This is a genomic window from Actinoallomurus spadix, assembly GCF_024055725.1.
GTDB lineage: Bacteria > Actinomycetota > Actinomycetes > Streptosporangiales > Streptosporangiaceae > Actinoallomurus > Actinoallomurus spadix.
On record NZ_JAMXMX010000001.1, the window covers coordinates 52152 to 64312 of the forward strand.

The following is a 12161-nucleotide window of genomic DNA, read 5'->3' on the forward strand; positions in this document are numbered from 1 at the left end:
CGTACCGGCCCGCCGACGGCCGAAGGCCCACGGAGCCCCGCCGTTCATCGACCTCGGTCGACGTCGTTACGGCGGTGACCCCGTGGGCCTGTCCTCTTCGGGCTCGGCTCCCGGACCCGGTCGTACTCAGCCCTGGAGCACCAGGGCGGGATCCCCCGACAGGATGGCCGCCTGCAGGCGCTGCAGTCTCGGACAGGGCTCGACCCCGAGTTCGCGGTTCAGCACGGACCGGAGCCGGTGGAAGGCCTGCAGCGAGCGCCCGACGTGCCCCGCGCGGTACAGAGCGGTCATCAAGAACGCGCAGAGGTTCTCGTTCATCGGGTTCCTGGCCGCCACGAGCGTCAGCTCGCCCAGCAGGTCGGCGTGCCGTCCCAGGGCCAGGTCGGCTTCGATACGCCGCTCGAGCGCGCCGAGCCGGCTCTCCTCCAGCGAGGCCGCCTCGATCTCCAGGACACGCCCCATCCGCACGTCCACCAGCGCCGGGCCGCGCCACAGCTGGAGCGCGCGATTGAACTCCTCTGACGCGAGCCGGTGATCACCCGCCTCGGCGGCCCCGCGGCCGGCACGGACGTGGCGGTCGAACACCTCGACGTCCGTCCGGCAGGCGTCCTCCTCGAGCAGATAACCGTTGTGGTGGGTGCTCAGCATCTGCCGCGCGTCCGGGTCGCCGGAGTTCGCGGCGGCGAGTGCGTTCCGCAGCTGCAGAATGTAGGTCTGCAACGTCGTGGCGTAGCTGCGCGGTGGGGAGTCCGCCCAGAGTTCCTCGATGAGCGTCGGTACCGTGACGACCCGGCCCACATTCAGCGCGAGCACCGCCAGGACCTGACGTTGCTTGGGCGCGCTCGTCCTCACCGGCGTCTGGTTGAGGCGCAGGGACAGGGGGCCGAGCAGCCCGATGCTCAGCGGCCTGGGATCCCGGTTCATGCCGTCTCCTCATACCCCTCGTGTAACAGGCGGATCTCTGTCCCGCTGAGCATGCCTCTAGGACGGCTCAAATTTCCAGTGAGAATGTCACATATGGAAAAAGGTGCCGGGAACGGTGCATCTAGGGTTTGAACCGGGGCATAAGAGACTAATCTGGTGGACTCTGCCTGGCATAGCCATAGTTTTGTTACCTGGATTGTGTGGCGATTCGCGTGTTCGGGTTGCGTACGGGGCGTGTCCCGATCCGGCCGTGATCGAGCGCGCTTACCGGATCGATTGGCCGGCCGGCGCCGCGCCGTCTCTGGGTCCTGACCTGCTGAATCGTCTCCGGTGTGCGGGTTCCGGCCGTAAATGATCAAGGACGGCGCGGGTGCGGCTTTGTGTCTTGCTGTCGAGTCGGCTCGGCTGATAATGTCTCGGTTTGTCGACTTTTCGGCCCTCTGACTACTCGCTGCACAGAAGTCATTACGCTTGCCAAGTACGCGATGGGTGTGACCGATTCTCGACCGGCCGTCAACCGGCATGTGCGAAATTGACGACGCGAACGCATCCATTCGGCGTGAGGAGAGCGTCATGCGCAAGGTCGTTTCGCGGGACGGCACGACGATCGCTTATGAGAAGGCGGGTGACGGCCCGCCGATCGTGCTTCTCAACGGCGCTTTCCGCGATCACACGATCTTCGATTTCCTCGTTCCCGAGCTGGCGCCGCACTGCACCACCTACGTCTACGACCGCCGGGGGCGCGGGGAGAGCGGGGATTCCCCCGCCTACGCCGTCGAGCGGGAGATAGAGGACCTCGAAGCGGTGATCGACGAGGCCGGCGGCCAGGCGGTGGTGTTCGCCGGGTCCATCGGTGCGAACCTGGCGCTCGAAGCGGCGATGGCCGGCGCGCCGATCACCAAGCTGGCACTGCACGAGCCGTACTACCGGGTCGAGGGCTATCAGAAGCCCCCGGCCGACTTCATGGACCACCTTCGGGACCTGCTGGCGGACGGGCGGCGCGGTGCGGCCGCCGAGTACTTCCTCGCCGAACTGCTGGGCCTTCCGCCCGAGATGATCGCCGACTGGCGCCAGGGCCCGCTGTGGGCGACGAACGAGGCGAACGCCCACACCCTCCCGTACGACACCCGGATCTGCGGCGACTTCCAGGTCCCGGTCGAGCGGCTGGCCTCCCTCCGGACGCCGACGCTGGTCGTCAACAGCGACGGCACCGGCGATTGGCTGCGCGCCGCGGCGCGGGCGACCGCGACCGCGCTGCCGAACGGCTGGGGAATGGAACTGCCCGGGTCATGGCACCGGATCGAGACGGAGATCCTCGCCCGCGTCCTGGTCGGATTCGCCACCACCTGAGCCGAAGCCGGGCCTGCGCGATGGAGCCGGGCCTGCGCGATGACGTCACGAACGAGGCGTCCCGCGTGAGCGGCACCGGTGAAACGGCGCGCTCCGCGCCGGTCACACCGGCTGGAGCTCCAAGAGCCGTGCCTCTCGATGCCTGAGCGGCCTGCTCACCTGCTGCGCCACGCACGACGGGATGCCGGCCATCGCGCGCGCGGCCTGCCGCCGGTAGGTGCTGGGTGGAACCCCGACCAGCTCGGTGAAACGGGTGCTGAAGGTGCCCAGTGACGCGCAGCCGACCGCGAAGCAGACCTCGGTGACGCTCATGTCGCCCCGCCGCAGCAGCGCCATCGCACGCTCGATGCGCCGCGTCATCAGATAGGCGTACGGCGACTCGCCGTACGCGAGGCGGAACTGGCGGCTGAGGTGCCCGGCCGACATGTTCACCCCGCAGGCGAGCGCCTCGACGTTCAGCGGCTGGGCGTACTCCCGGTCGATCCGGTCACGGACACGGCGCAGCCGCGCGAGGTCACGCAGGTGCTGCGCCTGTGCTGAATCGGATCTGCTGGTCACGTGCGAGATCGTCCCACGCGGCACCGACAGGTTTCCAGCACCACCGGCGTCACCCCCTTTCCCGTGTCGGCGCGGGGACCGGCCCGCCCGCCCTCACCCGGCCCGCGACTCCAGCGACCTTCGACGCTTTCTCGGCTCCTTCTTGAGAGCCGCGTCGCAAGGTTGGCGATGGCTGATTTCCCGCCCTAGGACAGGTGACGGCGGAGTGCGCCGGGGACGAGCGATCTGAGGGCCTGGGTCCTTGACATCAGAGGTGGACGCTCCCCGCCGGCGGACTCGCGCGTTGCGCCATGAATAAACGAGGTGGCGGTGCAATGCACAGTAATCTGATCGTGGCCAGGATGGACCCTCGTTCGAGTGCCGAGGTGGCCGCGCTCTTCAGCGCTTTCGACGAGACCGACATGCCCCATCGCATGGGGACGCGGCGACGTCAGCTCTTTTCGTTCCGCGGCCTGTACTTCCACCTCCAGGACTTCGACGCCGACAACGGCGGAGAGCTCATCGAAGAGGCGAAGACCGACCCGCGCTTCATCCGGATCAGCGAGGACCTCAAGCCGTTCATCGAGGCCTACGACCCGGCGACCTGGCGATCGCCGGCGGACGCCATGGCGAAGAGGTTCTACAGCTGGGAGTCCGCGTGACCGGCAGACGAGTGGTCATCACCGGGGTCGGGGTGCTCGCGCCGGGAGGCATCGGGGTCAAGAACTTCTGGAGCCTGCTCAGCGAGGGCCGGACGTCGACGAGAGAGATCACCTTCTTCGACCCGTCCGCGTTCCGCTCCAGGGTCGCGGCGGAGGCGGACTTCGATCCCTGGGAACACGGCCTCGGGCCGCAGGAGATACGCCGCATGGACCGGGCGGCGCAGTTCGCCGTCGTCGCGGCGCGGGAGGCGATGGCCGACAGCGGCGTGGAGCTGAGCGAGATCGAGCCTCATCGCGCGGGGGTGACCGTCGGCAGCGCCGTGGGCGCCACCATGGGCCTGGACCGGGAGTACCGCGTGGTCAGCGACGGAGGCCGGCTCGACCTCGTCGACCATCGGTACGCCGTTCCCCACCTCTACGACTACTTCGTGCCGAGCTCCTTCGCGGCCGAGGTCGCCTGGGCGGCCGGTACCGAGGGCCCGGCCACCGTGATCTCCACCGGCTGCACCTCGGGGCTGGACTCGGTCGGCTACGCGGCCGAACTCATCCGTGACGGCTCGGCCGACGTGGTCATCGCCGGCGCCACGGACGCGCCGATCTCGCCGATCACCGTGGCGTGCTTCGACGCGATCAAGGCGACCACGCCGCGCAACGACGATCCCGCGCACGCCTCCCGGCCGTTCGACCGTACGCGCAACGGCTTCGTGCTCGGCGAGGGCGCCGCGATGTTCGTCCTGGAGGAGCTCGGCGCCGCGCGCCGCCGCGGCGCCCACCTGTACGCCGAGATCGCCGGGTACGCCTCGCGGTGCAACGCCTTCCACATGACCGGGTTGCGCCCTGACGGCAGGGAGATGGCCGAGGCGATCCGTGCGGCGCTGGACGAGGCGAGGACGGACCCGGAGGACGTCGACTACATCAACGCGCACGGCTCCGGCACCAAGCAGAACGACCGGCACGAGACCGCCGCCTTCAAGCGCAGCCTCGGCGAACACGCCCGCCGTACACCGGTGAGCTCGATCAAGTCGATGGTCGGCCATTCGCTCGGTGCGATCGGCTCGATCGAGATCGCGGCCTCGGTCCTGGCGATGGAGAACAACGTGGTGCCCCCGACGGCGAATCTGCACGAGCCCGACCCCGAGTGCGACCTCGACTACGTGCCGCTGACCGCCCGCGACTGGCGGACCGACACGGTCCTGACGGTGGGCAGCGGTTTCGGCGGTTTCCAGAGCGCGATGGTCCTGGCCCGTCCCGAGAGGAACCCGGCATGACCTCCCGGGCCGTCGTCACCGGAATCGGCGTGGTCTCTCCCAACGGATTCGGCGCGGAGGACTACTGGGCCGCCACCTGCGGCGGTAAGAGCGGCATCGACCGCGTCACCCGCTTCGATCCCTCGCGATACCCGGCGAGACTCGCCGGCGAGGTGTCCGGGTTCAGCGCACAGGACCACCTTCCGAGCAGGCTCATACCGCAGACGGACCGGATGACCCAGCTCGCCCTCGTCGGCGCGGATCACGCGCTCGCCGACGCCGGGGTGAGCACCGGGGACCTGCCCGAGTTCGGCATGGGCGTCGTGACCGCCAGTTCCTGCGGCGGCTTCGAGTTCGGCCAGGGAGAGCTGCGGAACCTCTGGAGCAAGGGCGGCCAGTACGTCAGCGCGTACCAGTCCTTCGCCTGGTTCTACGCGGTCAACACCGGCCAGATCTCGATCCGGCACGGCATGCGCGGCCCCAGCGGCGTGCTGGTCAGCGACCAGGCGGGCGGGCTGGACGCGATCGCGCAGGCGCGCCGCCTGATCCGCAAGGGCAGCGACCTGATCCTGTCCGGCGGCGTCGACGCGTCGATCTGCCCGTGGGGGTGGGTGGCGCAGCTCGCCGGCGGGAGGCTGAGCACCAGCGAGCAGCCGGACCGCGCCTACCTCCCCTTCGACACCGACGCGGCCGGGCACGTGCCGGGCGAGGGCGGGGCGCTTCTGATCATCGAGGGCGCCGAGGCCGCGCGGCGGCGCGGCGTGACCCGCGTGTACGGCGAGATCGGCGGATACGGGGCCACGTTCGATCCGCGACCGGGCAGCGGGCGGGAGCCGGCGCTGCGGAAGGCGATCGAGATCGCGCTCGACGACGCGGAGCTGTCACCGGAGGAGATCGACGTGGTCTTCGCCGACGCGGCCGCCATCCCGGAGCTCGACCGCGTCGAGGCCATGGCGATCACCGAGGTCTTCGGGTGCCGCGGCGTCCCGGTCACCGCGCCGAAGACCATGACGGGCAGACTCGGCTCGGGCGCCGCTCCGCTCGACGTCGCCACCGCGCTCCTGGCCATGCGGTCGGGACTGATCCCGCCGACGACGAACGTCACCCTCGCTCCCGAGTACGACATCGACCTGGTGACCACGCTGCCGCGGCGTACACCCGTGCACGCGGCCGTCGTCCTCGCCCGCGGGCAGGGCGGTTTCAACTCCGCCGTCGTCCTGCGCTCCATCGACTGGAACGGACCGAAGGAAGGGAACGAGCATGGCATCCGGTGAGTTCACCATCGAGGACCTCCGGCGCATCCTCCACGAGGCCGCCGGCGAGAGTGACGGCGCCGACGTCGACGTCGGCACCATGGACACCGAGTTCATCGACCTCGGCTATGAGTCCCTGGCACTGCTCGAGACCGGCGGCCGGATCGAGCGGGAGTTCGGCATCACGCTGGACGACTCGACACTGTTCGAGTCGCCCACCCCGCGTGCCCTGATCGAGGCCGTCAACGCACGGCTCACCGTACGGGAACCCTCGTAGGGTCCTGGGAGAGGCTCCGTTGAGTACCGCCGAGTCGACTACCGCCAACCCCCGTGTGCCGATGCGGCGCATCCTCCGGTTGTTCCGCCCGTACCGGTGGAGCCTGCTGTCCGTCGCCGTCTTCGTCGGCGCCTCATCGCTCGTCTCTCTCGTCAACCCGTTCATGATCCGCGAGATCATGGATGTGGCCCTGCCCCGGGGACGGACCGGCCTGCTGACCCTGCTCGCGCTCGGGATGATCGTCGTCTCGGTCGCGAACAGCTCGTTCAGCGTCTGGCAGACCTACGTGTCCACCAAGGTCGGCCAGTTGGTCATGCACGACCTGCGCACCGCCGTCTACTCCCACCTCCAGCGCATGTCGCTGGCCTTCTTCACCAGGACGCGCACGGGTGAGGTGCAGTCGCGCATCGCGAACGACATCGGCGGCATGCAGGCCACCGTCACGACCACCGCCACGACGCTGGTGTCCAACCTCACCACCGCGGTCGCGACGCTCATCGCCATGGTCGTCCTCGACTGGCGCCTCACGATCGCGTCCGTGCTGATGATGCCCGTCTTCCTCTGGATCAGCCGCCGCATCGGGACCGAACGCCGCCGCATCACCCGGGACCGGCAGCGCCAGCTCGCCGCGATCTCCTCGATCGTGCACGAGTCGCTGTCGGTCAGCGGCGTCCTGCTCGGCCACACGATGGGCCGGTCCCGATCGCTGACCGGCACCTTCGCCGACGAGTCCGGCCGGCTTGCCGACCTCGAGGTGCGCGCCGGCATGGCGGGCCGCTGGAGCCAGTCGATGATCAACATCGTCCTGTCCTCGATGCCGGCGGTGATCTACTGGGTGACCGGGCTGACCGGCCGCGGCGACGACATGGCGATCTCCATCGGCACGCTGGTCGCCTTCACCACCCTGCAGCAGCAGTTGTTCCGGCCGGCGGTCCAGCTCCTGGGCGCCGGAGTGGAGATCCAGAGCTCGCTGGAGCTGTTCGGCCGGATCTTCGAGTACCTCGACCTGCCGGTCGACATCGCCGAGCCGGACCACCCCGTGGATCCCGTGGAACCGCGCGGCGAGCTGCGCCTGCAGGACGTCGGCTTCGTGTACGCCGGCGCGGAACGGCCCGCGCTGAGCGGCATCGACGTGACCGTCCCCGCCGGGCACAGCCTCGCGATCGTCGGCGAGACCGGATCCGGCAAGACCACGCTCAGCTACCTCATCCCGCGGCTGTACGACGTGTCGTCCGGCCGCGTGACGATCGACGGCACGGACGTACGGGACATGTCCTTCGGCGCGCTCGCCGCCGCGATCGGCCTGGTCTCCCAGGAGACCTACCTGTTCCACGCCTCGGTCGCCGACAACCTGCGGTTCGCCAAGCCGGACGCGACCGACGACGAGCTGTACGCGGCCGCGAAGATCGCGCAGATCCACGACCACCTGGTGTCCCTGCCCGACGGCTACGCCACCGTCGTCGGCGAGCGCGGCTACCGGTTCTCCGGCGGGGAGAAACAGCGCCTGGCGATCGCCCGCGCCGTCCTGCGCGACCCGCCCATCCTCGTCCTCGACGAGGCCACCAGCGCCCTCGACACACGGACCGAGCGGGCCGTGCAGGAGGCGATCGACGCGGCGAGCGCGGGCCGTACGACGATCACGATCGCGCACCGGCTGTCGACGATCCGGGACGCCGACGAGATCATCGTGCTGGACGCCGGTGAGATCGCCGAACGCGGCACCCACGACGAACTGCTCGCCCTCGGCGGCCGGTACGCGGCGTTGGTCAACCGCGACGCCGACCTGGTCGAAGCCGCCCGGCGAACGGCCTGAGGCCGGCGGACGGTTCAGAACCGGGGGCGGGCCAGGAGCGGGGGACGGTTCGAGGCCGGCGAACGGCCTGAAGCCCGGCGGGGCACGAACCGGTCCGGCCGGCTTCAGGCCCGGGGCCGCGCGTCACGCAGGCGGGTTCCCGTGCTTGCGCGGCATCAGGTCCGGCCGCTTCTCGCTCAGCAGGTCGAGCGCCCGGATGACCACGACGCGCGTGTCCGCGGGATCGATCACGTCGTCCACCAGGCCTCTCTCCGGCGCGTAGTACGGGTGCATGAGCTCCTCGGTGTAGTCGGCGATGAGCTGCGACCGGAGCCGGTCGGGGTCGTCGGCGGCGGCCAGCTCCTTGCGGTAGATCACTCCGACGGCGGCCTCGGCACCCATCACGGCGATCTCGTTGATCGGCCAGGCGAAGGACAGGTCCGCTCCGATGGACCGGGAGTCCATCACGATGTACGCGCCGCCGTACGCCTTGCGGAGGATCACCTGCACCCGGGGGACGGTGGCGTCGCAGTACGCGTACAGCAGCCTGGCCCCGTGCCTGATGATCCCCTGATGTTCCTGGTCCACGCCGGGCAGGAACCCCGGGACGTCGACGAGCGTGACCAGCGGGATGCTGAACGCGTCGCACATCTGCACGAACCTGGCGCCCTTCTGGGAGGCGTCGATGTCGAGGACGCCCGCGCGGACGACCGGCTGGTTGGCCAGGATGCCGACCGTCCGGCCGCCGAGCCGCGCCAGCGCGCACACGAGGTTGCGGGCCCAGTGCTCGTGGACCTCCAGGAACTCGCCGTGGTCGGCGATCTCCGTGATCACCTCGCGGATGTCGTAGGGGATCTTCGGGTTCGCCGGCACGAGGTCGGCGAGCCGGGGGCATCGCCGGTCCGGAGGATCGCCCGTCTCGCAGACGGGGGAGAGGTCATGGTTGTTGGACGGCAGCAGCGAGATCAGGTAGCGGACGTCGTCCAGGCAGGCCGCCTCGTCGTCGTAGACGAAGGTCGCCACCCCGGAGGTGGCGGCGTGTACCTGGGCGCCGCCCAGTTCCTCGTGCGTGACCGACTCGCCCGTCACGGTCTTGATGACGTCGGGCCCGGTGATGAACATGTGCGAGGTCTCCCGGACCATGAACGTGAAGTCGGTGAGCGCCGGTGAGTACGCCGCGCCGCCGGCACAGGGTCCCAGGATGATGCTGATCTGAGGGATCACGCCGGAGGCGCGGACGTTGCGGCGGAAGATCCCGCCATAGCCGGCGAGCGCGGTGACGCCCTCCTGGATGCGCGCGCCGCCGCTGTCGTTCAGCGCGATGAGCGGGGCTCCGGCGGCGATGGCCAGATCCATGACCTTGTGGATCTTGGCGGCGTGCTCCTCGCCGAGTGAGCCGCCGAAGACGCGGAAGTCCTGGGCGTAGGCGAAGACCCGGCGGCCGTGCACGGTGCCCGCCCCGGTGACGACCCCGTCGGTGAAGGGGCCCGCGGCGTCCGGGCCGGTCGCCCGCCGCCGGAACAGGTCGATCTCGGTGAATGAACCGTCGTCGAGCAGGTGCTCGAGCCGTTCCCGGGCGGTCAGCTTCCCCTTCGCGTGCTGGCGCTCGGTGGCCAGCTCGTCCCCTTGGATCGCCCGCTCGCGGATTCCCCGCAGCCGGCGGACATGGTCCCTGGTCGTCGCCGCGTGCCGCGCGGAGTCCGGCACCGGATCGGAGGGCTGTTCGCTCATGGTCATGCGTCTTTCTCCTACGGCGGTGATGCGGCGATCTCTTAGCGTGCGCCAATCGCCGGGCGCGTCCATCTCGTGCCTTGCCATCCGGGTGCGGCACGAGCGCTGCTCGACCTGACCGCGACGCCCGCGGGCCACTCTGATGGCCCATCCGGGTCGTAGTGAGGTGGATATGGACAGTGCAATTGAGCGGGCGATCGAGTGTATCTGGGAGCGCTACAGCGAACCGTTGTCCCTTACGGAGATCGCGGAGAGCGCCCTGCTCAGTCGGTTCTACTTCGCCCGTCTCTTCCGGGACACGACCGGAATCACACCCTGCCGATTTCTCGCGGCGATCCGCATTCATCAGGCCAAGCGTCTGCTACTGACCAGCTCGATGAGCATAACCGATATTTCTTCTGCGGTCGGATATAACAGCCTGGGGTCGTTCACCAACTATTTCACGGCCAGCGTGGGCGTCTCTCCCGGCCGGTTCCGCCGCCTGTCGCGGACCGGGGGATTCGACCTGCCCGGCCCGCAGCCGGATCCGCGCGCCGGGGCCGGCGCGGTGGCGGGGACGATCAGCCTGCCGGAGGGCCACGGGAACGCGCGGGTGTACGTGGGCGCCTTCCGTACGCCCATCGTCCAGTACCCGTCGGCCGCCGCCGTCATCGTCGACGTGCCCGGCGGCCGCCCGTCCTGCTATCACCTGCCGGACGTCCCCGAAGGGACCTGGTTCGTGCGCGCCGTGGGAGTGGCCGACGGCGTCGGCCCCGATCCGTGGGCCGACCGGACCACGCTCGTCGGCGGGCGCGACGCGGTCACGGTGACCGCCGACAGCGTCACGAGCGCCGCGGTGCGCCTGCGCCATGGCCGGCCGGCCGACCCGCCCGTCCTGCTGGCGCTGCCCGACCTCGAACCCCGGCCCGCCCTCGCGGCGGTCGCCGGGTGCCCCGCCATCACTCCCCGCCCGGTCTCGGCCGGCCACCGCCGCGCCGGTGGGAATCGCCGGATGGCGTCCCCGGTGCCGGCCCGGTCGCCGTCGTGACCCGCAGAAGAGCGTCCGCGCGGCGCACGGACGGTCACCCGGCCGCGGAAGACCGGACTTCACGTGCCGGTCACCCGGCCTCGGGCGGGCGCATCCACGCCCTGGTCGCCCGGCCGCGGGAGGGCGGATTTCATCCGCTCCCATTCCCCAGTTGAACACCCTCAGGGAGGAACACCCATGCCGCCACGGATGACCAACCCGTCGCTGGTCGTTCCCGACGCCTTGCCGCCTCTCCTCGAACTGACCAAGGTCATCGGCAAGGTCGGTCTTCCGCAGAAGACTCTCGATCTCGTCCGCCTGCGCGTGAGCCAGATCAACCGCCGTCCCATCAACCTCCCGGAGGGCGAGGCCGACGAACGGCTGCTCAAGGCGGCCGAGTGGCGGGACGCGTCCTGCTTCGACGCCGCCGAGCGGGCCGCGCTGGCGCTGGCCGAGGTGCTCACCCGCATCGACGACCGGGACGATCCGGTCCCGGACGAGCTCTGGGCGGAGGCCGCCCGGCAGTACGACGAGCAGGAACTCGGCGCCCTGGTCATACAGATCGGCCTCGTCAACCTCTGGAACCGCGTCAACGTCGCCACCCGAGAGGTACCCGGCGACCTGAGCTGAGGACGGGAGTCCGCCTTGTTGAAGCTCATCAACGCGGGGCTGGGCAGGACCGGTACCACCTCGCTGAAGGTGGCGCTGGAACGGCTCGGGTTCGGGCCCTGCTACCACATGTTCGACATCGTGGGCAGCGAAGAGCGCCTCAAGCAGTGGGAGGAGATCGTCTGCGAGGGGAGGCGCCCGGACTGGGGAGCGGTGTTCGACGGTTACACCTCCGCCGTGGACGGGCCCTGCGCCATCTACTACCGGGAGGTCATGGCGGCGTTCCCCGACGCCAAGATGATCCTCACGGTCCGCGACGCCGAGCGCTGGTACCAGAGCACGTACGACACGCTCTACCAGTTCGCCGTGAAGAGCGAGGAGAACCCCCCACCGGCCGACTCCCGGCAGTCACGGATGTACCGCGTGACGAACACCATGACCTGGAGTGGCCTCTTCAACGGCCGGTTCTCCGACAAGGAGTACGCGATCGAGGTCTTCCACGCGCACAACCGGGAGGTCATTCGCGATGTCGACCCGGACAACCTCCTGGTGTACGACGTGCGGCAGGGGTGGGAACCGTTGTGCGCCTACCTGGGGGTCGACGTGCCCGCAGCGGATTTCCCGCACGCGAACGACTCCGAATCCATGCGCGCATTCCTTCGTAAGGGATTCGGCGTGGCGGGCCCCGCGGCGGCCGGAGGCTGACCCGTTCAACCGCATATTTCTTGCGGCTCAGAACCATCTCGGATTAGGAAGAGAACCGGAATCCGGAA

At 69.7% G+C, this 12161-nt stretch carries 12 protein-coding genes; 9 read left to right on the forward strand and 3 right to left on the reverse strand.

The window, feature by feature from the left end:
• Positions 1-126: 126 nt before the first annotated feature.
• A complete protein-coding gene (locus NE235_RS00235) occupies positions 127-924 on the reverse strand; it encodes an AfsR/SARP family transcriptional regulator (RefSeq protein ID WP_252798575.1) in 798 nt (265 codons plus the stop codon).
• Positions 925-1497: 573 nt separating this feature from the next.
• Between NE235_RS00235 and NE235_RS00240 the strand changes: the two genes are divergently transcribed.
• The gene (locus NE235_RS00240; RefSeq protein WP_252798576.1) at positions 1498-2274 is read left to right on the forward strand and encodes an alpha/beta fold hydrolase; all 777 of its coding nucleotides are present in this window, start codon (positions 1498-1500) and stop codon (positions 2272-2274) included.
• 102 nt (positions 2275-2376) lie between these two features.
• On the opposite strand, the gene NE235_RS00245 is transcribed toward NE235_RS00240, so the two are convergent.
• Positions 2377-2841 (reverse strand): helix-turn-helix transcriptional regulator, encoded by a 465-nt coding sequence (locus tag NE235_RS00245; RefSeq protein ID WP_406567525.1) that lies wholly within the window; start codon positions 2839-2841, stop codon positions 2377-2379.
• Between the two features lie 305 nt (positions 2842-3146).
• On the opposite strand from NE235_RS00245, the gene NE235_RS00250 reads away from it, so the two are divergent.
• The 5 genes from NE235_RS00250 (at position 3147) to NE235_RS00270 (ending at position 8063) form a co-directional block, all read left to right on the forward strand.
• A complete protein-coding gene (locus NE235_RS00250; RefSeq protein ID WP_289847985.1) occupies positions 3147-3473 on the forward strand; it encodes a TcmI family type II polyketide cyclase in 327 nt (108 codons plus the stop codon).
• Entirely contained in the window at positions 3470-4741 is a 1272-nt protein-coding gene (locus tag NE235_RS00255) for a beta-ketoacyl-[acyl-carrier-protein] synthase family protein (RefSeq protein WP_252798579.1), read from the forward strand. The genes NE235_RS00250 and NE235_RS00255 overlap by 4 nt, the downstream gene beginning before the upstream one ends.
• Positions 4738-5994, forward strand: coding sequence for a ketosynthase chain-length factor (locus NE235_RS00260; RefSeq protein WP_252798580.1), 1257 nt, complete (start codon positions 4738-4740; stop codon positions 5992-5994). Before NE235_RS00255 ends, NE235_RS00260 begins: the two co-directional genes overlap by 4 nt.
• Entirely contained in the window at positions 5981-6250 is a 270-nt protein-coding gene (locus tag NE235_RS00265) for an acyl carrier protein (RefSeq protein ID WP_252798581.1), read from the forward strand. Before NE235_RS00260 ends, NE235_RS00265 begins: the two co-directional genes overlap by 14 nt.
• A 61-nt stretch (positions 6251-6311) precedes the next feature.
• The gene (locus NE235_RS00270; protein ID WP_289847986.1) at positions 6312-8063 is read left to right on the forward strand and encodes an ABC transporter ATP-binding protein; all 1752 of its coding nucleotides are present in this window, start codon (positions 6312-6314) and stop codon (positions 8061-8063) included.
• A 123-nt stretch (positions 8064-8186) separates the two neighbouring features.
• Here the strand turns inward: NE235_RS00270 and NE235_RS00275 are convergent, their stop codons facing one another.
• Positions 8187-9773: an acyl-CoA carboxylase subunit beta gene (locus NE235_RS00275; protein WP_425542407.1), complete on the reverse strand. Its 1587-nt coding sequence runs from the start codon at positions 9771-9773 to the stop codon at positions 8187-8189.
• Positions 9774-9945: 172 nt separating this feature from the next.
• Here NE235_RS00275 and NE235_RS00280 point away from each other — a divergent pair, with 172 nt between their 5' ends.
• The 3 genes from NE235_RS00280 (at position 9946) to NE235_RS00290 (ending at position 12093) form a co-directional block, all read left to right on the forward strand.
• The gene (locus tag NE235_RS00280; RefSeq protein WP_252798583.1) at positions 9946-10800 is read left to right on the forward strand and encodes a helix-turn-helix domain-containing protein; all 855 of its coding nucleotides are present in this window, start codon (positions 9946-9948) and stop codon (positions 10798-10800) included.
• Between the two features lie 177 nt (positions 10801-10977).
• A complete protein-coding gene (locus NE235_RS00285) occupies positions 10978-11409 on the forward strand; it encodes a carboxymuconolactone decarboxylase family protein (RefSeq protein WP_252798584.1) in 432 nt (143 codons plus the stop codon).
• Between the two features lie 15 nt (positions 11410-11424).
• Complete coding sequence (locus NE235_RS00290) at positions 11425-12093, forward strand: sulfotransferase family protein (RefSeq protein ID WP_252798585.1); 669 nt, start codon at positions 11425-11427, stop codon at positions 12091-12093.
• Positions 12094-12161 lie beyond the last annotated feature (68 nt).

Coding starts and splice junctions, on each gene's coding strand:
- NE235_RS00280 (WP_252798583.1), top strand. CDS start 9,946: ATGGACAGTGCAATTGAGCGGGCGATCGAGTGTATCTGGGAGCGCTAC.
- NE235_RS00285 (WP_252798584.1), top strand. CDS start 10,978: ATGCCGCCACGGATGACCAACCCGTCGCTGGTCGTTCCCGACGCCTTG.
- NE235_RS00275 (WP_425542407.1), bottom strand. CDS start 9,773: ATGAGCGAACAGCCCTCCGATCCGGTGCCGGACTCCGCGCGGCACGCG.
- NE235_RS00240 (WP_252798576.1), top strand. CDS start 1,498: ATGCGCAAGGTCGTTTCGCGGGACGGCACGACGATCGCTTATGAGAAG.
- NE235_RS00260 (WP_252798580.1), top strand. CDS start 4,738: ATGACCTCCCGGGCCGTCGTCACCGGAATCGGCGTGGTCTCTCCCAAC.
- NE235_RS00265 (WP_252798581.1), top strand. CDS start 5,981: ATGGCATCCGGTGAGTTCACCATCGAGGACCTCCGGCGCATCCTCCAC.
- NE235_RS00270 (WP_289847986.1), top strand. CDS start 6,312: ATGCGGCGCATCCTCCGGTTGTTCCGCCCGTACCGGTGGAGCCTGCTG.
- NE235_RS00250 (WP_289847985.1), top strand. CDS start 3,147: ATGCACAGTAATCTGATCGTGGCCAGGATGGACCCTCGTTCGAGTGCC.
- NE235_RS00235 (WP_252798575.1), bottom strand. CDS start 924: ATGAACCGGGATCCCAGGCCGCTGAGCATCGGGCTGCTCGGCCCCCTG.